Genomic DNA, 21,419 nt, shown 5'->3' with positions numbered 1-21,419 from the left:
TCTCCTCCGATTATTTTTTCTGATTTATTGCCTGCTCAAGCACCGCATAGCTTAAACTGGCGCACTTTACCCTTGCGGGATATTTTTTTACTTCTGAAAGTGCCTCAAGATCACCGATGATATCCGGATCGTGCTGCTCCCCCTGTAGCATCTTTTTGTATTCCTCGATAATCTTATGTATCTCTGTTGTAGACTTTCCTTTTACTATATCTGCAAGCATGTCAATGGCGGATTGGCTTATTGAGCAGCCACCGCCTGTAAACATGATCTGTTTTATGACGTCTCCATCGAATTGAAGCTCTATCCCTATTTCGTCTCCGCATAATGGGTTTGAACCCTCTGCTTTTGCTTCAAAGTGCTCAAGATGCCCATGATGTTTTGGATGCTGATAGTGTTCTATAACAATCTCTTTATATAAATCTTCAAGTGCCATGCGTAAACATCTCCTTTGCCTTTTTTAGTGTCTGTACAAGCTTATCAATCTCCTGCTTTGTATTGTAAAAATAAAAACTCGCCCTTGCCATTGCAGAAACATCACAAACAATCATGAGCGGCTGTGCACAATGATGACCTGCCCTTATTGCTATTCCCTCGCTGTCAAGTATTGTTGCAATATCATGGGAATGCATGCCGTCTATATTAAATGCGATGATCCCGCCTTTTTTGGACGGATCATCAGGCCCATAAATTATTATGCCCGGCACCTCTTTCATTTTTTTTAACCCATACACGGTCAGCTCATGTTCGTACTCTGCAATATTATCCATTCCTATGGATTCGAGATACTCTATTGCTGCTTTTAAACCGATGGAACCTTCATAGTCAGGCGTACCTGCTTCAAACTTCCAGGGCAGTTCATTATAAATGACATTATTAAGTGTAACCTTGAGTATCATTTCTCCGCCTGTTAAAAACGGCTCCATGTTGCTGAGATATGATTTCTTTGCGTATAGAACTCCAATACCTGTTGGTCCAAGCATCTTATGACCCGAAAATGCAAAAAAGTCACAACCTATCTTTTTAACATCCACCTTCATATGTGGAGCACTCTGCGCTCCGTCCACAATAACAGTAGCGCCTGCTTCATGTGAAAGCCGTGTTATCTCTTCTACCGGATTTATTGTGCCGTAGACATTTGACATCTGTGTAACTGTTACAAGCCTTGTCCTTTCAGATAGCATACCTTTGAATGCCTGCATATCAAAAATACCCTCTGAAGTTGCGGGAACGATCTTTATGCTTGCATGCTTCCTCTGTGCTATTCTGAACCACGGGATATAATTGCTATGATGCTCCATTATGCTTAGAATAATCTCATCCCCGCTTTTTAAATTTGCCTCTGCCCATGTGTATGCAATAAGGTTAATCGACTCTGTTGTATTCCTTGTAAAGATAATCTCTTCCGTAGAAGGTGCATCTATAAATCTTCTTACAGCCTCTCTTGCCGCCTCATGTGCGTCTGTTGCTTCTTCTGCGAGCAGATAAACACCTCTATGCACATTTGCATTGTATCGTTTATATAGATCGCTTATCGCCTCTATTACCTGAATCGGTTTTTGTGTTGTTGCCGCGTTGTCAAGATAAACAAGCAGTTTATCCCTGACAATGCGTGATAAAACGGGGAAATCTTTTCTTATTCGTTCAATATCCATTATAAGCTCCAATCTGAATTAAAATATACATAAGCCATGAAATACTATAAATCAAGAACCTATACAATATGTAACCGAGAATTCAAATTTCCCAAAATCAGCCTAAATACAACCAATCGGTTAGCAAATCAAAACAGGATAAAAACGCTATTTCTGGTCAGCCTGATAAGCCTGTCACCCCGGTTTATCTTTGCAGTGCGGTTAATGTTGTACAAATGTATCTTTATTGTATGTTTGAGGCTGCTCTAATAATCTGTTTATTCTTGAATTGATCTCTATTTTCAGATAGAACTTTTGAAAAATACAAGGAAGTGATTATGGATGATATTGTAGATTACATAGTTAAGACGTGTATTGATAGATACAAACAGATCGCATGGGATAATGAGGAGGAATTTGAGGAGTTGTTTTCTGATGATATAGAGAATATTAAGAAAAAGCTCACAGAGAACCTTAAAGGTTATGATTTGAAATCGCTCACCCGGATAAGAGATGATATCGCTAATAACAATATGGAGCTTGTCGATGAGCTGACAAATAATGCAATAAATCAGCTAAGCTTCGTAGAAGATGAATAACAATAAGAATTGACTTTTAAATTATTTAAAAGCTAACAACAGTTATGTCAGAATGCTTGAATATGCTGCCTGTTCTTTTATACGGAGAGATGCATTCAATCCATGCCTTATGGACCTTTCCTCTTATAGTGATTCTCGCATTCATAATTGCATGGGCCGCTGAGTCTGCACAATTTTTTCTTTCGCAAGGGCTTGCACTTGCATTACTTGCATGGTTTCAAACAGCACCTGAATTTATGGTAGAGGCTGATCTTGCATGGAAACAGCAAGTGCATTTGCTGCTTGCAAATTTTACAGGCTCCTTGAGATTATTAACAGGCGTTGGGCTTCCGCTGGTATTTTTTGTTTCATACCTGTACAATAGAAAACATAAAAACGGCTCTACCATTATAATCAATGAGACTCACTCCATTGAAGTGGTATTTTTCCTCCTTGGTACAATCTATTTATTTTTTATTTATCTTAAAGGGAGTCTAAACATGTATGATGGCCTTTTTATGATTAGTGTCTATGCTATATATTTAATGCTGTTATTCAGATTACCCTCCTCTGACAAAGAAGAACATATAGAGTATGTCCCGCGTAAAGTTATATCCATGAAGCCTTTTCAGAGAACTGTCACAATTGTTATGCTATTTTTGGCAGGAGGGCTTGGTCTTATACTCGTGGTTGGTCCATTTATAGGAAGTATGATGGGCATAGCTGCTACACTCGGGGTCTCAAACTTTATATTCATTCAATGGGTTGCGCCCTTCCTGTCCGAGTTTCCGGAAAAACTAAGTGCATTTTATTGGGCAAAAAAAAAGACTGGTGCAGCAATGGGGCTGATGAATTTAACCTCATCAACGATTAATCAACTGACAATTCTTCCGGCACTGCTTCCTTTTATATATGCGGTTTCGATCGGGCACATATCGCCAATACATTTTGATACTTATCAGAAGATGGAAATGCTGCTAACTTTTGCTCAATGTATAACGGTTGCTTTACTTTTGATTGACATGCGATTTACTTTGTATGAAGCAAGTTTAGTATTCGTTATGTGGCTTATACAGTTTATATTCCCCGATTTAAGAGGGATTGTTATGGGGATATTTTTAGGATGGGCTTTGTTAGAGTCGGTGATGATTGTTGCCGGATTTAAAGGTATGGATGCGTTAAACGATTTTGTCTTGGTTTATAAAAAATATATAAAAATAAAGAAGGAGGAAGTATGACACAGGGACAAGAAGCTCAAATAATATTGACTTGCATCATTGCGGTCAGTCTCGTATCACTGGGATACGCAGGCTGGTTGGCAAGGTGGGTTCTTAAAAAGGATATGGGAACACCGAAGATGCAGGAAATCAGTAACGCGATTAAAGAGGGCGCTGTCGCATTTTTGAACAGGCAGTACAAAACGATTATATCACTCGCGATTCTTACAGCCATTATCATCTTTGGTATATACTACGGTGTACAGCACGATACAAGCCTTGCAATAAAAACCGGCATAGCCTTTATATTCGGCTCATTCTCATCTGCACTCGCAGGTTATGTGGGTATGCATATTGCTATCAGATCGAACGTAAGAACCGCAGCCGCATCAACACGGAGCCTTGATGAGGCATTGAAGGTATCGCTACGCGGGGGCGCTGTTTCAGGTATAACAATTGTTGCAATGAGTTTGCTCGGTATATCTATATTATTCTTGATATACGGCGGTCTTGGTAATCCAACCCATGTACCATACATGCTTGTTGGGTACGGATTTGGCGCCAGTTTTGTTGCTTTGTTTGCCCAGCTTGGCGGCGGTATTTATACGAAGGCCGCTGATGTCGGTGCAGACCTCGTGGGTAAGGTAGAGGCGGGAATTCCTGAGGATGACCCAAGAAACCCTGCTGTTATAGCAGACCTTGTCGGTGACAATGTCGGTGACTGCGCAGGCAGGGGAGCTGACTTATTTGAATCAACCGCAGCAGAAAACATTGGAGCCATGATACTTGGAATAGCACTTTATCCTCATTTTGGATTGAAGGGCATACTGTTTCCTCTGCTTGCAAGGGCATTCGGTCTTATTGCAGCTATGTTTGGCGTTATGGTTGTAAAGACAAAAGAAGATGGAGATCCTATGCAGGCATTGAACAATGGTTATTTTCTTACAAGCATACTTGCTGCAATCGGTTTTTACGCTGCAACAGACCTTATGCTTAACGGGAATATATGGTTCTTCTACGCTGGTCTGGTTGGTATTGTAACAAGTATCCTGTTTGTGTATATCACACAGTACTATACGGAATACAAATACAGGCCTGTTAAATCAATTGCAGAATCTGCAAAGACAGGGCCTGCGACCGTTATTATTACGGGTTTTGCAGTGGCACTTGAGAATACGGTACTGCCTGTAATAGTAATATCGATCGCACTGATTCTTTCCTACTACTTTGGAATCAAGGGAAGTGATCTCGAAATGGCAATGCATCCTGGAAAAGTTGCTATATCAGGCGGCGGATTTTTTGGAACTGCGATTGCAACAATGGGTATGCTTTCAACCTCCGCTTACATCCTTGCAATGGATACATTCGGTCCGATAACGGATAATGCAGGAGGCATCATCGAGATGTCACAACAGCCGGAAGAGATCAGGAAGAAGACCGACAGGCTTGATGCTGTTGGTAATACAACAAAGGCATTGACAAAAGGCTATGCAATAGGCAGTGCGGCACTTGCGGCATTCCTGCTATTCAATGCATACCTTGACGATGTCGGCGAATTGATGCAGAAATCAAAGAACTTTGCAAGCTATACTGCACAACAGATTTATACTATGGCACATACCATCAATCTTGCAGAGGTACATATATTTGTCGCTGCTATGTTTGGTGGAATGCTGGTATTTATATTTGCATCGCTCGCAATAAGTGCTGTCGGTAAAGCAGCGTATTCGGTAATAAGCGATGTCAGGGCGCAATTTAAGGAAAACCCGGGCATTATGAAAGGCACTTCAAAGCCGGATTATGCACGAACAGTTGATATTGTTACAAAGACAGCCCTTAAGAAGATGATACTTCCGGGTATCCTGCCAATACTTTCACCGATTGTTATAGGGTTAATTTTTAAGAGGTTTGATGTTGGTGCACAGGCAGTTGGAGGTTTTCTAATGGTTGGAACAATTACCGGCGTATTGCTTGCCGTGGTTATGAACAACGGCGGTGGTGCATGGGATAATGCAAAGAAGTACATAGAAACAGGTATGTTTGGAGGCAAGGGATCCGATGCACACAAGGCAGCGGTTGTAGGTGATACGGTAGGCGACCCATTCAAGGATACAGCAGGTCCATCTATCCACGTTCTTATTAAATTATTGGCTACGGTTACACTTGTCATGGCACCATTGTTCCTGTAAATTTATAAACTTGTTTTGAATTAAAAAAGCCCCGCGCATTGCTGCGGGGCTTTTTATTTCTGTCTTATGACGGCATTATTTTTGGTCACGCACCAGCTTAAGGAATTCATCCTCTGACAGGATCTTCAGGCCAAAGGATCGGGCTTTATCCAATTTCGAGCCGGGTTGATCCCCGGCAACGACATAATCAACCTTTTTACTAATCGATTCCGTGACACTGCCCCCGTTTTGCTCGACAAGCTGTTTTGCCTGATCCCGTGAAAGCGCGGTAAGTCCGCCGGTAAAGATAAACCTCATGCCCTTCAGGTGCCCGGTGACGGCTCCTTCATACGGGTTCGTAATGTTGAGGAATGACATTAATTTCCCGAGAAGAATCTGATTCTCTTTCGTATAAAAGAAATCATGAATACTCTCGGCAATCTCAGGGCCTATGCCTTCGATTTGCTGAAGTTCCTCTTTTGTTGCCTTTTCAAGGTCATCGATACTCTTAAACTTCATAGCGAGTGTCTTTGCTATGTGCTCTCCCACATGCAGTATGCCGAGGGCAAAGATAAACCTGTCAAGCTGTGCACCCCTGCTTTTTTGGACAGCATCGGTGAGTTTTTTCGCAAGCACATCGCCCATTCGCTCCATGGATATGATATCTTCCTTTTTCAATGCGTAAAGCGATGCGACATCCTGAACAATGTTTTTATCAACAAGAGTGCTGATCCATTTTTCTCCAAGCCCTTCAATGTTCATTGCACCGCGCTGTGCGAAATGCCGTATTTTTTCTTTAACCTGGGCCGGGCATGAAATATTTATGCATCTGTAAAATATATCGTCTTCGAGTTTCTCAATTTTAGAACCGCATACCGGACATTTATCAGGCATATGAAAGGGTACCTCTTTACCGGTCCTTTTTTCCTTAACAACGTTTACAACCTCAGGTATAACGTCACCTGCTCTCTCCACAACGACCGTATCACCTATCCGTATATCCTTTTTGTCCAATTCACTCTGGTTGTGCAGCGTTGAACGCTGTATCCTTGCACCTCCGATATTGACCGGCTCAAGCAGTGCAACAGGGGTTAGTATACCGGTCCTGCCGACCTGAGGTACTATGTCCAGTACTTTCGTCATTGCTGTCCTGGGTTTGAACTTGTAAGCTATTGCCCATCGCGGATTGCGTGAAACCTCACCAAGGAACCTCTGAAGAGACAGGGAATTTATCTTAAAAACGACCCCATCGCATTCGTAGGGAAGGTCGTCCCTTTTTTTTTCTATATCCGAGAAATATTTAAACACATCATCCTTTGTGTGCAGTAGTTTATTAAGAGGGTTCGTCTTCATGCCCCATGCCTTAAAATGTTCAAGCATCTCCAAATGGGTTTTGAACTCTACGCCGTCATAACTGCCTGCTGCGTATAAGATTATATCGAGATTACGCCGGGCTGTGATCTTAGGATCAAGTTGCCTGAGGGAACCGGCTGCAGCGTTTCTTGGATTACTGAATAAAGGCTCCCCCTGTTCCTCACGCCGGGTATTCAGGCTCAGGAAGTCCTTCTTGTTCATGATCACCTCTCCTCGCACCTCAATCCTTTTAGGAGTTGGATACCTGCCCTCAATAAGATACATGGGTATGGCCTTAATTGTCCTTAAATTTTGTGTTACGTCCTCTCCGACATTACCATCACCCCTTGTAGAACCGATCTTGAACACACCGCTTTCATAAATGAGCTCGACACCGAGCCCGTCAAGCTTGGGCTCCCCGACAAAATCATAAGGCCCTTCCCTGCCGAGAAATCTGTTTATTCGATCCACAAACTGATTGAATTCTTCGTTGGAAAACGCATTGTCGAGGCTGAGCATGGGGACTGTATGTTTTACCTGGCTGAACTTCTCGAGCGGCTTTGCCCCGACACGCCGTGTAGGGGAATTTGGGTCTAAGAATTGAGGATACTGCTCTTCAAACATTTTTAATTCCCTGAACAGGCGGTCGTACTCATCATCAGAGATCTCAGGTGAATCAAGCACGTAGTAAAGATAATTATGGTGATCCAGTATCCTCCTTAGCTCTGTTATTCTTTTTTCAGCATCGTGCTGTTTCATCCCTTTTTAACCTTTATTGCTTTAATCAAAAGATTTCCTCGACGTTTACGCCGGGGTAAAGTGCCTATATTTCCATTCCCGCAAAAGCTGGAATTCAGAGGATGTATGCCCGCAAGCTTTGGTATAACGGATACCCCACTGCTTGCTGCGAGGATATTCGTTTCTTTGTGTATAACTGCATCATTATATGTTTCCTGCAGGTATGTCTTCAGCATTTATCCATTTCTAAAGCATACCGCCGATCAAGTCAATTATATTGAGGACATGGATATTTCCAAAGTGTGATAAGAGATTGCATTAGCCTTATAAATATTATTGTTTTTACGGGTCTTACGAGGTAAAATAGCCATCCGCTTAAAGCAATTAATGAAATAAGGGGACTATATGATGCGGTTATTCTTTTACCTTCTGGCATAGTGATAGACGCATCCGGCAATGTCTGGGTTGCGAATCAAGGTATCAAATATAAAGGGATCCCGGCAAAAAACGCCTGAACCGCATCTCAAACGGATGTTCCGTTTCAGAGACAAACGCGTTATGGATTAACGCTGCTTAAGGTTTTCTACGGGGCTTACTGCGATTAATCAGGCTTCCTGTTTATCCCGAATTTTTCAAGCCTGTACTGTAAAGTCCTATAGCTCATACCAAGTAAACCCGCTGCTTTTGTAATTACGCCGTCTGCTTTTTTCATTGCCTTTATAAGTATTGTTTTTTCAAGCTCGTAAAAATTGATACCGGTATTTGGGAGTTCAAAATCATACATTCCGAGATCTATTACTGTGGATTTTGCAGTTTTTATTTCTATGGGCAGGTCATTTTTTGTTATCACATCGCTCTCCGTAAGCAATATAGCCCTTTCAATTACAGACTCAAGCTGTCTTACATTCCCGGGCCAACCGTATTTAAGAAGAAGGCCAATCGCATCATTATCTATGCTTTTTATCTGTTTTGAGTGGGCGTAATTATACTTTTTTAAAAAGTATTCAATCAGGATTGGTATATCTGTCTGTCTTTCCCTTAATGGAGGTATCTGTATTGTTATAACATTTAATCTGTAATAAAGGTCTTCCCTGAATCTCCCGTTTTTTATTTCCTGCTCTATGGGTTTGTTTGTTGCAGAGATGATCCTTACATCAACCGGGACTATGCTGGAGCTGCCGAGTGGTTTGATCTCCTTATTTTGAATCAGCCTCAGGAGCTTTGCCTGCATGTTGGTACTTAATTCACTTATTTCATCGAGAAACAATGTACCTTTATCTGTTGCCCCGATAATGCCTTGTTTTGATGTTACGGCACCTGTAAAAGCACCTTTCTCGTATCCAAATAATTCGCTTTCTATAAGCGTGTCCGGTATTGCTGCACAATTTATTGCTGAGAACGTGGCATCCTTTCTTAGACTGAGTCTATGTACTGCTCTTGCTACAAGTTCTTTACCGGTTCCGCTCTCGCCTGTTATTAAAAGTGTCGAGTTTGTTGGAGCTACTTTTTTTATGATCTTCTTTACATCTTCTATTACACCCGAACTGCCAATTATGCTGTCTATCCGGTCTCCCTTGATTATTGCCCGCAGTTCTTTGTTCTCTTTATCAAGCCTTTTAAGCTCAAGTGCATTCTTTACAACCATTAGCAGTCTATCCCTGTCAAGCGGTTTTGTAAGATAGTCAAACGCCTTTTTTTTCATAGCTTCAACAGCCTTTGAGATTGTGCCGTACCCTGTAAGGATTATCACAAGAGGTGGTTCCGTAATTGTAGAGAGTGCTTCTAACAGCTTTATCCCGTCCATGCCTGGCATTGCCTGATCACTGATCACAAGTTCAATAGAATTGTTTTTTGAAAGTTCAAGAACTTCATGAGGTTTGTTTGTGCCCTTTGCGAAGTAACCTTCATCACCAAGGATCTTTACTATGATTTCTGCCTGTTTTATATCGTCGTCTACGACTACAATATTATACCGCATTTGAGAATTGTACTTTTGATAAGGGCAGGCTTACCGTAAACTCTGTTTCATGATCCTTCATAGACTTTACAGAGATCGATCCATTGTGCTGGGTTATAATGTCTTTACATATAGCCAGACCGAAACCTATGCCGGTTTCTTTTGTTGTAAAAAATGGTTCAAATACCTTATCAAGGTTATCTTCGGTTATCCCGGATCCCGTATCTTTAAACCCCATATAACATTGTGTACTATCCATCGAGAGCCTTACTGTAAGTTTCCCGCCGTCAGGCATGGCTTCTATAGCATTAATTACGATGTTGAGAATTGCCGTTCTCAGGTGCTCAACTTCTCCATCTGCATAAACTATACTGTCGGGCATTGAGAGATCGAGTGTAATGTTTTGTGATTCGATTTTGCTTCTTATGAGCTCTATTATCTGTGCGAGAAGCAGGTTTAGGTTCATCGGTTGTTTATTGATTAGAATTGTTTTTCCATGATTAAGAAACTGCTCTGTAAGCCTGTTTAAACGGTAAAGCTCTGCTTTGATAGCATCTACCGTACTTACAAATTCTTCCTGCATCTTTCCGTTCAGTCCCATTGCTTTTGTTTTAAGGTGATCTATGCTAAGATTAATAAAATTTAATGGATTTTTTATCTCATGTGCAAGTCCTGCAGAAAGCTGTCCGAGTTTTGAAAGTTCTTCCGATTTCCGCAGCCTGTCTTCGAGTTCCTTTTTTTCGCTCAGGCTCTTTATCATATTGTTAAAGCTCTTATTGAGCACCCCGATTTCGTCATTTCTATCTTCCGCCAATCTCGTTTTGAGATTTCCATCTGATATGTTTTTTGCAGCATCAATGACATTATACAAAGGTTTTGTGTATCTGTTTGACAGATAAATAATGGCGCTGATCCCAAAACTAAGGATTATTATGGCAACGAGTATTCTTTCATAGAATGTTTTTTCAAGGATTCTTTGGATATCATCCAGATGCATGACAATATGTGCATAACCAAGCTGTACATTACCTACAATAATCGGGACTATAATATTGTAGGATTTTTGCGGCTTTGATGGGTTTTCTTCACCCAGGCTTGTTGTTATCATGAATTCTTTTTTGGGGTGAATTATTCTGAGTATCTGCCCCTTATGTTTTGGGTTGGAACTCGCTATGACCTCGTTCTGATTATTTATGATGGAGATCTCTTTTACGCCTTTTTTGTTTAAATCTTTTATATAGGATCTTAACCTTGCCTCATCCGTTTTGCCTGTTACCATTGTCATCTGCTGAATGCCGATCTGTATGGCTGTTGAAAGGCTAAGCGTGTCTTCCTTAAAATCATTTATAAGCACATTCTCATTTTCATAATGAATGTATGATAGAAGGCCAACCATAAGCAAAGTGATCATCATCATGGCAATAGAGAGTTTTAATTTTAAAGAAAGGCTGGTAAATATTTCCCACGGCTTTGATACGTATAACTTAAACTTTCCGATGATGCGTTTTATCATAATTTTTAATTACCATGAAATTCCGAGTGATGCAAATGAGACAGCCGAGATGCGGCCGGTTGTAACGGTACTTGTGCGCCTGTCTTCCGGTTTGGCTGTGATGTGTATTTAAATTACCTGGCAACGTATGATGCGATTTATGCTTTAACAATTTTTTTATTTGTGATATTTGATAAAAATCATTAAGGAGGTTATATGGTTATAAATAATGTTTCCATGGTGTTTATCGTCCTTGAGGTTCTTGCCGGTGTATTCACGATAGTTTTCTGGATACTCTTTTTCTTTGTTCCAGGCAGTGTCCAATCTTCAGATGAAAAGTGTTACATGGTATTTCAAAAAAGTTTTGTTGCTGCCGATCTCTGGATGAGCATAGCATTTTTCTTATCAGCCTATTTCCTTTACAGGAGTGAGTCAATAGGTGTGTTATGGGGTATTGTTGCAGGCGGTACATTCGTTTTCTTAGGATTAATGGATGTATTGTATAACATTGAGAACGGTATGTACAAACACATAAACTCCGGCATGTTTTTTGAAATCCTTATAAATCTGACCAGTCTTGTATTTGGAAGCTTTACCATAAACTACGTATGGTATTTAATTAAGCACTGATATCTTTATACGTTTCATGAGCCGGTTTACATAGTTTGGAGCAAGTACCAATTTGATGCATATTTGTGTTCATTTCAGATTGTATGATCATTCCTAAGAAGCCACCAACTTGGCGGAGGTTCAGCGGAAATTTAATCATTATTGCTTATTTTTAATCAAACGCGCAAGGACAAGATTAGTGTTTCAATAAGAGATACTTACATACATTAAAACCGCAAATTACAAATATTAATATAGTTTTGATGTTTAATATTTACCATATCAAGTATACTCCATATTTAGATTATCTTTATATTCCAAGTAGTTATCTAAAAATTTATCTGGCACACATATTGCTATTTATAAATGATATGAAAAATATACTAATAGTAGAAGATGATGTGATGCTGCTTAAAATGCTTTCCGAATTTATAACATCGAGTCTTCCAGATACAAATGTCGTCACCTTTTCAAGTGCAGAAGATTTTAAAGCAAGTATAAATGATGTCAAGCCGGACATGGCATTATTTGATGTGATGCTTAAAAACGAAAGCGGTATCGAATTATCTAAAGAATTGAAGCATAGGTATCCATTAACGGGTATAATGGTTATGACAGGATATCCCGAATTATCCATTGCTGTCGATGCAATCAAAATTGGCGTGCATGATTTCATAATAAAGCCGTTTGAACCATCGTTATTGTTAGAAAAGATTAAAGAGCTATACAAAAATAAGAGGCAGCAAAGGGAAAACCTTTTGATTGAATTGAGACAGAATTTATATGAAAAGATTATCTCGCAGGAACTCGATGCTTTAAAAAATAACTTCCTCTCTATTATTGAAATCAAGGATCCGGCACTTGAACTGCACACCAAACGGGTAAATTTGATTTCAATGCGGATCGGTAAACGCATGACACTTTCTGCAGAACAACTCGACATACTTTATTGGGCATCCATTTTTCACGATATAGGTAAACTGGCTATATCCGATTATGTCCTGCTTAAACCTTCTTCTCTTACGGAGGAAGAAAGAGAAATCGTTAAGATGCATACCGTTTACGGCGAGCAGATACTGAGAGAACAAAAGCCATTCAATAATATATCCAATATTGTAAGAAGCCATCATGAATGGGTAAACGGTGACGGTTATCCGGATAATCTTAAAGGTCATGATATTCCAGTCCAGGCAAGGATTATAGCTATTGCAGATGCTTACGATGCAATGAGGTCAAAACGTTTGTATAGACCGGCAAAAAACCTTCAGGAATCAATTTATGAAATAAAATTACATGAGAGCACGCAGTTTGATCCGAACGTGACTGAGGTATTTTTTGATCTGCTCAGAGAAGGGGTGATCGATGATAATGCTTATGACAAAAAGGGAAAGTCTAAATGACAAAGATATTAATTATCGATGATGAAGTGTATTTTGCAAATAATATATCAAAATTATTAAATGCAAATGACAGGAGTCTTGAAGTGTTTGCCGTTTACAGTGCAGAAGAAGCGGTAGAACAGCTTGAGAAAGCGCAATTTGATATAGTTGTTACGGATATTAAAATGCCGAAGATGGATGGAATATCTCTTGTTGAAATCATAAAGAAGAAGTACCCGCAAACGGTTGTTATTGTGATGACAGCTTATGGCTCAAAAGAGGTTATGGAGAGTGCATTTAATATAGGCTCTTTGTTGTACATAGAAAAACCGTTTAAGGTAGAGAAACTTGAAAATCTGATCACCCTCGCAAGGAAGAAAAATCTTAACCCAAAAGTATAGCTCAATATCATGTATAAAAAAAAGCTCGGTGAATTGTTAAGGGACATAAAATTATTAAACAATGATCAAATAGAACAGGCTCTCAACTTGCAAAAAACGCACGGTATTAAGTTTGGTGATGCTGTTGTAAAACTCGGTTTTCTTGGAAAGGATGATATAAACTGGGCGATTGCTTCACAGTTGAACATTCCATATATACCAGATCTTGAGGAAAAATACATGATCGATCCGAAGAGTGTACTCCTTGTGCCTTATGAGTTTGCCAAACGACATGCACTGCTGACAATAAGTCAGGCTCACGATTTTGTTAATGTTGTCGTTGCCGATCCGCTGGAAAATGAGCCCATAGAAGAGATCGAACATATTTCGGGTAAAAAGGTAAATTTAGCAATAAGCGACGAGAAAGAGATTTTAAGGATGATAGAGTACGTTTACAGAAATCGTGAGCCGGGCTCTTTGGGTAATAAAACTGATGCGAAAATCTTAGACATAAGGCCGGAGATATACAGGATATTAAAAGACGTCGGACCCGGATTTGAGAAACTTGTTTATAAAAATGCCATATGCATGGCTTTTGAGGGCAGGTACGCTAAAAATGTGAACATATCGCTTTTTTATCGCGGAGCAGTTATAGGCAATTATCTTCTGGATATTCTAATAGATGATTTGATCGGCGTGATTTTAGCCGAAGATCATATAGAAGAGGAACATATAAAATCAGTGATGCGTATTGGTAAATTAAGGGATTTGATAGCCGTAAAAATTAAAAACGGCAGCTGGGCTGAATAGAATTAGAGGCTTATGGCAAAGATTGATGGTTTATTAAAGTTACTCAAAGAAAAAAAGGGCTCAGACCTCCATATAGCAGTAGGTTCTCCACCTATTATTAGAATGCACGGAGATCTCGTAAAAACAGAATTCAGAGAGCTTACTCAAAACGATATGGAATCATTGATACTCGAAGTTATGGATGAGAATGGCAAGCAATCGTTCTTACAAAATAAAGAATATGATTTTGCATATGAACTCAAAGGGACGGCAAGGTTCAGGGTTAATGCATTTCTTCAAAGAAGAGGTATGGCAGCAGTGTTAAGGATGATTCCGTCGGCCGTACCAAAGCTTGAGGAACTCGGTATGCCTGATGTAATAAAACTTTTCTGTAATTATGAAAAGGGGCTTATTCTTGTAACTGGACCCACCGGGAGCGGAAAATCTACAACACTTGCAGCCCTTATTGATTTCATTAACAGGACTTCTTCGGAACACATTTTAACGCTTGAAGATCCGATAGAATTTGTCCATCAAAATGTCGGATGTCTTGTAAACCAGAGACAGATCGGGGATCATACTAATAGCTTTGCTGCTGCGTTGCGTTCTGCATTAAGAGAGGACCCCGATGTAATACTTGTAGGAGAAATGAGGGATCTTGAGACAATAGCTCTTGCCATTACAGCAGCAGAAACAGGTCATCTCGTGTTTGGGACTTTGCACACCTCAAGTGCTTCAAAGACGGTTGATAGAATTATAGATGCATTCCCTAAGGATCAACAGGAGCAGATAAGAACAATGCTTTCGGAATCGCTTAAGGCGGTTATAGCCCAGCAGTTGATAAAAACGGCAGACGGCAATGGAAGGATTGCGGCAATAGAAATTATGGTTTCTAATCCAGCAGTATCGAATCTTATACGGGAGTCTAAAACATTTCAAATTCCCTCCATTATTCAGACGGGTAAAAAAGACGGTATGCAGCTTATGGATCAATCCATACTCGACTTGCTAAAGATGAAAAAGATAACCCCATTGGATGCCTATGCACATGCGAATAATAAGTCTATTTTTGAACAATACATACCAAAAAGTGCGAATGATAGCTTGACATAAAAGAATTTGAAGACTTTACTAAGGACAGGAGAAAAATACTTATGAATTTTGAAGAACTTGGCATATCTGCCCAGATAGTAAAGGCTGTTTACCAGATGGGATATGAAGAACCAACGCCTATACAGAAAGCCGCTATACCGCCTGCGCTTGAGGGTAAGGACATTATAGGTCAGGCACAAACCGGGACCGGCAAGACCGCAGCCTTTGCAATACCAGTGCTTCAGTTATGCAAAAAGGGCAGTCTTACCTCGGCCATAGTTCTTGAGCCTACACGGGAGCTTGCCATACAGGTATCAGAAGAGTTTAACAAAATCGGTAAATTCAAGGGGCTCAGCGCTATCCCGATCTATGGAGGACAGTCCATTGAGCACCAGCTCCGCGCTCTAAAAAAAGGGGTTGACATAGTTATAGGAACACCGGGGCGTGTGATAGATCACATTCATCGGGGTACACTAAAACTTGATAAGGTCAGTATAGCGGTGCTTGATGAGGCTGATGAGATGCTTGATATGGGCTTTATCGATGACATTAAGAGCATACTAGGAAAAACCCCGGAACAAAAACAAACGATGTTGTTTTCAGCAACTATCAACAGTAATGTTATCTCACTTTCTAAAAAGTATATGCACGATCCTGTAAAGGTCATGATAAATGTTGCCGATATCGTTGTCCCAAAGATAAGGCAGATCTTTTATGAGGTACGTGAGGATGAGAAGCTTGATGCACTATCAAAGATCATGGACGTTGAGGACCTTTATAGATGCCTTGTGTTCTGCCACACAAAGAGAGAAGCTGATAAGGTTGCTTTAAAACTTAAAGATATGGGCTACAATGCCGGCGCTATTCATGGAGATTATTCCCAGTCCCAGAGAAACACGGTGATGAGGCATTTTAAAGAAGGTTCCATAGACATCCTCGTTGCAACGGATGTTGCGGCAAGAGGACTGGACATCCAGGATGTAACGCATGTGATCAATTACAGCATACCGCAGGATCCCGAGAGCTATATCCACAGGATAGGCAGAACAGGCAGGGCTGGGAAAACCGGAATAGCAATAATGTTTGTAACCCCCAAGGAATACAGGGAGTTCAGGCTTATAGAGAAGACAGCAAAAACTAAGATAGCAAGAGAAAAGCTGCCGTCCTTAAAAGAGGTGATGGCCGTAAAACAACAATCAATACTTGATAACATCGCTTCTGCAATAAAACAAGAAGCTTACAGCAACTTCATCCCAGCCGCAGAGAAGTTACTTGAACAATATGATCCGATAGAGTGTCTCGCAGCGGTAATGAGTATGTCGTTCAGCGATAGAACGGAACATGTAAAAGAAAACGAGCAGGGCTCAATGACCAGGCTTTTCATGACAATCGGCAAGAAGGATAATATGACAGTAAAAGATATTGTTAAAACCTTTACAGCAGAGGCACAAGTCCCGTTCAACAGTATCGGCAGGATAACCATGATGGAGGCTTTTACATTTGTTGAGGTTTCAAAGGATTATGCAGAGCAGGTTATAAGATCCATTGATAAAATCATCCTGAAAGGCAAAGAGGTACGAATAGAGAAGGCCCGTGAAAAAAAGCATAGCTGATCTATTTATCATTTATTAAAATTCAACTTTCATGCCTGCCCGACTTTCCATGCTTAACGTATAAATGAAAAAAGTTTTTACATTTGCTTGTAATTTGAATTTTTGTATGTTTTAAAAATTAGTTAAATAAAATAAGCACATCTGCCTATTGGTTTAATGGTGCTCGAAAGAGTCTTCAAACCAGAATAAAGGCGGATGGAAGTTTAAAACCAGGGAGGAACTATGTTCGATGTCAGTATGAAAGACCTGCTTGAAGCAGGTGTACATTTTGGCCATCAAACCAACCGATGGGAACCAAGGATGAAGCCATACATCTTTGAGGCGCGGAATAAGATATACATAATAGATCTGCAAAAAACCCTTGAAGCACTAAAAACGGCGTATGCAGCAGTAGTAGAAACTGTGGCGAGCGGTGGAGCCATCCTTTTTGTAGGTACAAAAAAACAGGCTCAGGATTCGATCAAGGAAGAGGCAGACAGGGCAGGGATGTTTTATGTAAATGTTAGATGGCTCGGAGGCATGCTTTCTAACTATAAAACAATTAAAAGTAACCTTTCGAGACTTGAATCTATTGAGAAAATGGAAATAGACGGTACATTTGAAAAGCTAACAAAGAAAGAGCAGATGCATCTAAAGAAGAAAAAAGATAAACTCATGAAATATCTTGGCGGTGTAAAGAATATGAAAAAGCTACCGGATATGTTGTTTATTGTTGATACACATCATGAAGAAATCGCGGTAATGGAAGCTGGAAAACTTGGAATTCCTATTGTTGGTGTTGTTGATACGAATTGTAATCCAGAACCGATTCAGTATCCAATACCTGCAAATGATGATGCAATAAGGGCTGTAAAGCTTATTACTTCAAAAATGGCTGATGCTTGCCTTGAAGGGTTTAAGATCAGGCAGGAACGTACCCCAAAAATAGAAGAACCAGAAGTGCATGAACAACCCGAACAGGTTCAGGAAGTGGTTGAAAATGCCGATATAGAAAAAAATCAGGAGCTTGATGTTCCCGAGGAATTTAATAATTAAAGAAGGAGATATCTTAGAATGGCAGAAATAACATCAGAAATGGTTCGATCTTTAAGAGAAAAAACCGGTGCAGGTATCCTTGAATGTAAAAACGCTTTAACAGAGGCGGACGGCAATTATGATAGGGCAATCGACATACTGCGTAAGAAAGGTATTGCCTCTGCATCAAAAAAACTCGGAAGAACAGCAGCAGAAGGTGTCATTGAATCATATATACATGCAGGGAACAGAATTGGTGTGCTTGTTGAAGTAAACTGTGAAACAGATTTTGTAGCAAGAACTCAGGATTTCAAGATGTTTGTAAAGGAGATAACAATGCAAATCGCTGCTGCAAATCCTCTTTATATAAACAGTGAAGACGTTCCGCAGGATGTAATTCAGAAAGAAAAAGAGATATATACCGAGCAATCAAAAATATCCGGCAAACCTGCTAATGTCATAGAGAAAATGGTTCAGGGTAAACTTGATAAATTTTATAAAGAGGTATGTCTCATGGAACAGGCATACATAAGAGACCCGAACATTGTTGTTGGTGATCTGCTTAAAGCACTTATAGGGAAGTTAGGGGAGAATGTTATTATAAGGAGGTTTGCAAGGTATCAGCTTGGCGAAACATCAAAGGATTAATACCATTATATGGATGCTTTGAAGTATAAGAGAATACTTCTTAAATTAAGCGGCGAAATCCTTGGCGGAGAGGAAGGCAGGGGGTTATCCCCTGGGTCGCTTAAAGATATCGCGGGGCAAATAAAAGAGGTTTCGCAGCTTGGCGTTCAGATCGCCGTGGTAATAGGCGGCGGTAATATTGTTAGGGGGGATCCGTTATCCTCTGAGCTAGGGATCGATAGAACCACGGCAGATTATATGGGTATGCTTGCAACAAACATAAATGCACTTGCAATGCAGAGTGTGCTTGAACAGCTTGGAATAAACACAAGGGTACAGTCTGCAATAGAAATGCATGAGATTGCAGAGCCGTATATAAGAAGGAGAGCGATCAGACACCTTGAAAAGGGCAGAGTTGTCATATTTGCCGGTGGAACAGGTAATCCTTATTTTACAACAGACACAGCGGCAGCCTTACGGGCAATAGAAATAAAGGCAGATGTCCTTATGAAGGCAACAAAGGTCGATGGGGTTTATGATGCCGACCCTAAGCTCGTAAAAGAGGCTGTGAAATTCGATCAGTTAAAATACATGGACATACTTAAAGGAGGTTTAAAAGTAATGGATTCTACAGCTATCTCTTTAAGTATGGATAATAATTTCCCGATAATTGTTTTTGATATAAAAATAAAGGGCAACATAAAAAAAATCGTGCTTGGAGAAAAGCTCGGCACATTGATCTCAGGAAGGTAATCTTATGGAAGACAAAATCATCCATGAAACAAAAGAAAAGATGGAAAAAAGCATAGATGTATTCAGAAGTGAACTTGTACGGATCAGAACTGGAAGGGCTTCTGCATCAATTTTCGATATCGTAAAGGTAAATTATTACGGGACGCTAACTCCTTTGAACCAAATCGCCTCGATTACAACACCCGAGCCGAAACAAATCATCATACAGCCATGGGATGCAAATGCTATTGCTGATATAGAAAAAGCCATACTCATATCCGATCTCGGGCTTACCCCGATTAATGACGGCAAAATCATCCGTATCTCCATACCATCGCTAACCGAGGAAAGGCGAAAGGAATTGACAAAGATCACAAATAAATTTGCGGAAGATGCGCGCATCTCCATCCGTAATATAAGAAGAACATCAAATGATGAAATTAAAAAAAGCGAAAAGGAAAAAAAAAGCACCGAGGATCAAGTAAAGGTTTTCCAAAAGCGGGTCCAGGAGCTTACCGATGAATTTATAAAAAAGATAGATGACCTTGTTGAGAAAAAGAACAAGGAAATAATGGAGGTATAGATTCCCCATTCTTTGCTTTTAAGCGCAATTGATGATGCTTATTCCGATGTTATCAATCTTGTAAGATACATATACAACAATCCCGAAACAGGTTTAAAAGAATTTAAGGCAAAAACAAAAATATGCGATCTGTTAAGTTCTTACGGGTTTTCCATAAAAGATGTTGATGATTTGCCGACATCTTTTGTTGCCACATCAGGAAAGGGTAAGCCGGAGATAGCGTTTCTTGCAGAGTACGACGCACTTGACGGTATGGGACATGCATGCGGGCACCACCTGATAACAGGAATTTCAGTGCTTGGGGGTATAGGGGTACAGAAAAGTTTAAAATCAAAAGGAACCATACACATTATAGGTTGTCCTGCAGAAGAAACTATTGGAGCAAAGGCAACTCTTGTCAGAATGGGAATATTCAAAGACATTTATGCTGTGATGATGATACATCCTGCCGATAGAACGGAGATCATAAAGTTATCATTATCATTATCAAGACACGAGGTTATTTTTAAAGGTATATCTTCACACGCCTCTGCAAATCCATGGGATGGGAGAAGCTCGCTTGCCGGTATCCTGTCTTTGTTTCAAGCAATAGATGCGAACAGGATAACAATGAGGGGCGGAGACAGGATAGACGGTATTATAAGAAAGGGCGGGGCTGCACCCAATGTAATTCCTGAGATTGCCGTTGCAGAATTTTACATAAGATCAAAAACTTTATCATCCCATGCAGCTTTGCTGAAAAGGTTTAAAGAAATGGTTAGAGGTGCCGCCATAACATATAAACTTAATTATAGGATTAATAATATTGGCAACACCTATTATCCGTTAAAGCCTGATTTTACGCTTGCCCGTGTATTTGAAAAGCATGCAAGGGAGATGGGGATAAAGGTTGACAATTTTTTTACCGATCATGAACTTGGTTCATCCGATATAGGCAATGTAAGCCATGTTGTAAGAACAATACACCCTACCTTGAAAATTACGCATAGAGCAACGCCGGCTCATTCGGAGGCGTTCAGGGTTGCAGGAGACAAACCTTTTGCGTATAAAATGGTGAAATCAGGAGCAAAGCTGCTTGCAATGACGGCAATGAACATGTATAAAGATAATTCTTTACATTATAAAAAAAAGTGGCTTTAAACTATGTTTGCCCTGAAGGACGCTATATTATAAAGTATACTAAAACAGATAACTTTAAAAGGAGGAGATTGACATGGCATTGAAAATTACAGAGGAATGTATAGCCTGTGGCGTGTGCGAGCCTGAATGTCCACGTGGTGCTATAAGTCCCGGGGATCTATATATAATAGACCCTGCAAAGTGTACAGAAGATGAAGAGGAAATAAAAGCAGGTAAGATTACAGTTCAATACTGCGTTGCTGTTTGTCCTGTAAATTGTATAATCAAAGCCTGATCCAGCACTTCAAGGAGGGCGTTTGATTACGCCCTCCTTTTTAAATAGTTTTC

The 21,419-nt window shown here is 40.1% G+C and carries 21 protein-coding genes; 15 read left to right on the top strand and 6 right to left on the bottom strand.

Annotated features, from left to right (window positions below; translation table 11 throughout):
• Positions 1-10 precede the first annotated feature (10 nt).
• On the bottom strand, positions 11-433 hold the full coding sequence (locus tag M1381_01095) for an SUF system NifU family Fe-S cluster assembly protein (protein MCL4477684.1): 423 nt from the start codon (positions 431-433) through the stop codon (positions 11-13).
• Complete coding sequence (locus M1381_01090) at positions 423-1,652, bottom strand: cysteine desulfurase (GenBank protein MCL4477683.1); 1,230 nt, start codon at positions 1,650-1,652, stop codon at positions 423-425. The genes M1381_01095 and M1381_01090 overlap by 11 nt, the downstream gene beginning before the upstream one ends.
• Before the next feature lie 317 nt (positions 1,653-1,969).
• On the opposite strand from M1381_01090, the gene M1381_01085 reads away from it, so the two are divergent.
• The 3 genes from M1381_01085 to M1381_01075 are packed head-to-tail and all read left to right on the top strand — an operon-like array spanning position 1,970 to position 5,615.
• Complete coding sequence (locus M1381_01085) at positions 1,970-2,230, top strand: hypothetical protein (protein ID MCL4477682.1); 261 nt, start codon at positions 1,970-1,972, stop codon at positions 2,228-2,230.
• Between the two features lie 44 nt (positions 2,231-2,274).
• Entirely contained in the window at positions 2,275-3,447 is a 1,173-nt protein-coding gene (locus M1381_01080; protein ID MCL4477681.1) for a hypothetical protein, read from the top strand.
• Entirely contained in the window at positions 3,444-5,615 is a 2,172-nt protein-coding gene (locus M1381_01075) for a sodium-translocating pyrophosphatase (GenBank protein ID MCL4477680.1), read from the top strand. The genes M1381_01080 and M1381_01075 overlap by 4 nt, the downstream gene beginning before the upstream one ends.
• 75 nt (positions 5,616-5,690) lie before the next feature.
• Here M1381_01075 and ligA read toward each other — a convergent pair whose 3' ends face one another.
• From ligA to M1381_01055, 4 genes are all read right to left on the bottom strand, one after another.
• Complete coding sequence (ligA, locus tag M1381_01070) at positions 5,691-7,706, bottom strand: NAD-dependent DNA ligase LigA (protein ID MCL4477679.1); 2,016 nt, start codon at positions 7,704-7,706, stop codon at positions 5,691-5,693.
• The gene (locus tag M1381_01065) at positions 7,703-7,921 is read right to left on the bottom strand and encodes a hypothetical protein (GenBank protein MCL4477678.1); all 219 of its coding nucleotides are present in this window, start codon (positions 7,919-7,921) and stop codon (positions 7,703-7,705) included. The genes ligA and M1381_01065 overlap by 4 nt, the downstream gene beginning before the upstream one ends.
• A 365-nt stretch (positions 7,922-8,286) precedes the next feature.
• On the bottom strand, positions 8,287-9,663 hold the full coding sequence (locus tag M1381_01060; GenBank protein ID MCL4477677.1) for a sigma-54 dependent transcriptional regulator: 1,377 nt from the start codon (positions 9,661-9,663) through the stop codon (positions 8,287-8,289).
• Entirely contained in the window at positions 9,653-11,155 is a 1,503-nt protein-coding gene (locus tag M1381_01055) for an ATP-binding protein (GenBank protein MCL4477676.1), read from the bottom strand. Before M1381_01055 ends, M1381_01060 begins: the two co-directional genes overlap by 11 nt.
• Positions 11,156-11,350: 195 nt before the next feature.
• Between M1381_01055 and M1381_01050 the strand changes: the two genes are divergently transcribed.
• The 12 genes from M1381_01050 (at position 11,351) to M1381_00995 (ending at position 21,366) form a co-directional block, all read left to right on the top strand.
• On the top strand, positions 11,351-11,764 hold the full coding sequence (locus M1381_01050; protein ID MCL4477675.1) for a hypothetical protein: 414 nt from the start codon (positions 11,351-11,353) through the stop codon (positions 11,762-11,764).
• Between the two features lie 350 nt (positions 11,765-12,114).
• Positions 12,115-13,143, top strand: coding sequence for a response regulator (locus tag M1381_01045; GenBank protein ID MCL4477674.1), 1,029 nt, complete (start codon positions 12,115-12,117; stop codon positions 13,141-13,143).
• Complete coding sequence (locus tag M1381_01040; protein MCL4477673.1) at positions 13,140-13,523, top strand: response regulator; 384 nt, start codon at positions 13,140-13,142, stop codon at positions 13,521-13,523. Before M1381_01045 ends, M1381_01040 begins: the two co-directional genes overlap by 4 nt.
• A gap of 9 nt (positions 13,524-13,532) precedes the next feature.
• Entirely contained in the window at positions 13,533-14,312 is a 780-nt protein-coding gene (locus M1381_01035; protein ID MCL4477672.1) for a hypothetical protein, read from the top strand.
• Between the two features lie 12 nt (positions 14,313-14,324).
• Entirely contained in the window at positions 14,325-15,404 is a 1,080-nt protein-coding gene (locus M1381_01030; GenBank protein MCL4477671.1) for a type IV pilus twitching motility protein PilT, read from the top strand.
• 41 nt (positions 15,405-15,445) lie between these two features.
• Positions 15,446-16,996 (top strand): DEAD/DEAH box helicase, encoded by a 1,551-nt coding sequence (locus tag M1381_01025; GenBank protein MCL4477670.1) that lies wholly within the window; start codon positions 15,446-15,448, stop codon positions 16,994-16,996.
• A gap of 222 nt (positions 16,997-17,218) precedes the next feature.
• Positions 17,219-18,031, top strand: coding sequence for a 30S ribosomal protein S2 (gene rpsB / locus M1381_01020; protein ID MCL4477669.1), 813 nt, complete (start codon positions 17,219-17,221; stop codon positions 18,029-18,031).
• Between the two features lie 18 nt (positions 18,032-18,049).
• On the top strand, positions 18,050-18,658 hold the full coding sequence (tsf, locus tag M1381_01015; protein MCL4477668.1) for a translation elongation factor Ts: 609 nt from the start codon (positions 18,050-18,052) through the stop codon (positions 18,656-18,658).
• A 9-nt stretch (positions 18,659-18,667) separates the two neighbouring features.
• On the top strand, positions 18,668-19,390 hold the full coding sequence (gene pyrH / locus M1381_01010) for a UMP kinase (GenBank protein ID MCL4477667.1): 723 nt from the start codon (positions 18,668-18,670) through the stop codon (positions 19,388-19,390).
• A gap of 4 nt (positions 19,391-19,394) precedes the next feature.
• Positions 19,395-19,952 carry a ribosome recycling factor gene (frr, locus tag M1381_01005; GenBank protein MCL4477666.1) on the top strand — a complete coding sequence of 186 codons (558 nt, stop codon included), beginning with the start codon at positions 19,395-19,397 and terminating at the stop codon, positions 19,950-19,952.
• 12 nt (positions 19,953-19,964) lie between these two features.
• Positions 19,965-21,092, top strand: a complete 1,128-nt coding sequence (locus M1381_01000; protein MCL4477665.1) for a M20 family metallopeptidase — start codon at positions 19,965-19,967, stop codon at positions 21,090-21,092.
• A gap of 73 nt (positions 21,093-21,165) precedes the next feature.
• Entirely contained in the window at positions 21,166-21,366 is a 201-nt protein-coding gene (locus tag M1381_00995) for a 4Fe-4S binding protein (GenBank protein MCL4477664.1), read from the top strand.
• Positions 21,367-21,419 lie beyond the last annotated feature (53 nt).

The sequence above is a fragment of the Deltaproteobacteria bacterium genome (genome assembly GCA_023382265.1).
Lineage (GTDB): Bacteria > JAMCPX01 > JAMCPX01 > JAMCPX01 > JAMCPX01 > JAMCPX01.
This window is presented reverse-complemented; position numbering and strand designations above follow the sequence as displayed.

Bases quoted from the DNA above. Each gene is read 5' to 3' on its own strand.
- M1381_01095 (MCL4477684.1), bottom strand. From the start codon at position 433: ATGGCACTTGAAGATTTATATAAAGAGATTGTTATAGAACACTATCAG.
- M1381_01090 (MCL4477683.1), bottom strand. From the start codon at position 1,652: ATGGATATTGAACGAATAAGAAAAGATTTCCCCGTTTTATCACGCATT.
- M1381_01085 (MCL4477682.1), top strand. From the start codon at position 1,970: ATGGATGATATTGTAGATTACATAGTTAAGACGTGTATTGATAGATAC.
- M1381_01080 (MCL4477681.1), top strand. From the start codon at position 2,275: ATGTCAGAATGCTTGAATATGCTGCCTGTTCTTTTATACGGAGAGATG.
- M1381_01075 (MCL4477680.1), top strand. From the start codon at position 3,444: ATGACACAGGGACAAGAAGCTCAAATAATATTGACTTGCATCATTGCG.
- ligA (MCL4477679.1), bottom strand. From the start codon at position 7,706: ATGAAACAGCACGATGCTGAAAAAAGAATAACAGAGCTAAGGAGGATA.
- M1381_01065 (MCL4477678.1), bottom strand. From the start codon at position 7,921: ATGCTGAAGACATACCTGCAGGAAACATATAATGATGCAGTTATACAC.
- M1381_01060 (MCL4477677.1), bottom strand. From the start codon at position 9,663: ATGCGGTATAATATTGTAGTCGTAGACGACGATATAAAACAGGCAGAA.
- M1381_01055 (MCL4477676.1), bottom strand. From the start codon at position 11,155: ATGATAAAACGCATCATCGGAAAGTTTAAGTTATACGTATCAAAGCCG.
- M1381_01050 (MCL4477675.1), top strand. From the start codon at position 11,351: ATGGTTATAAATAATGTTTCCATGGTGTTTATCGTCCTTGAGGTTCTT.
- M1381_01045 (MCL4477674.1), top strand. From the start codon at position 12,115: ATGAAAAATATACTAATAGTAGAAGATGATGTGATGCTGCTTAAAATG.
- M1381_01040 (MCL4477673.1), top strand. From the start codon at position 13,140: ATGACAAAGATATTAATTATCGATGATGAAGTGTATTTTGCAAATAAT.
- M1381_01035 (MCL4477672.1), top strand. From the start codon at position 13,533: ATGTATAAAAAAAAGCTCGGTGAATTGTTAAGGGACATAAAATTATTA.
- M1381_01030 (MCL4477671.1), top strand. From the start codon at position 14,325: ATGGCAAAGATTGATGGTTTATTAAAGTTACTCAAAGAAAAAAAGGGC.
- M1381_01025 (MCL4477670.1), top strand. From the start codon at position 15,446: ATGAATTTTGAAGAACTTGGCATATCTGCCCAGATAGTAAAGGCTGTT.
- rpsB (MCL4477669.1), top strand. From the start codon at position 17,219: ATGTTCGATGTCAGTATGAAAGACCTGCTTGAAGCAGGTGTACATTTT.
- tsf (MCL4477668.1), top strand. From the start codon at position 18,050: ATGGCAGAAATAACATCAGAAATGGTTCGATCTTTAAGAGAAAAAACC.
- pyrH (MCL4477667.1), top strand. From the start codon at position 18,668: ATGGATGCTTTGAAGTATAAGAGAATACTTCTTAAATTAAGCGGCGAA.
- frr (MCL4477666.1), top strand. From the start codon at position 19,395: ATGGAAGACAAAATCATCCATGAAACAAAAGAAAAGATGGAAAAAAGC.
- M1381_00995 (MCL4477664.1), top strand. From the start codon at position 21,166: ATGGCATTGAAAATTACAGAGGAATGTATAGCCTGTGGCGTGTGCGAG.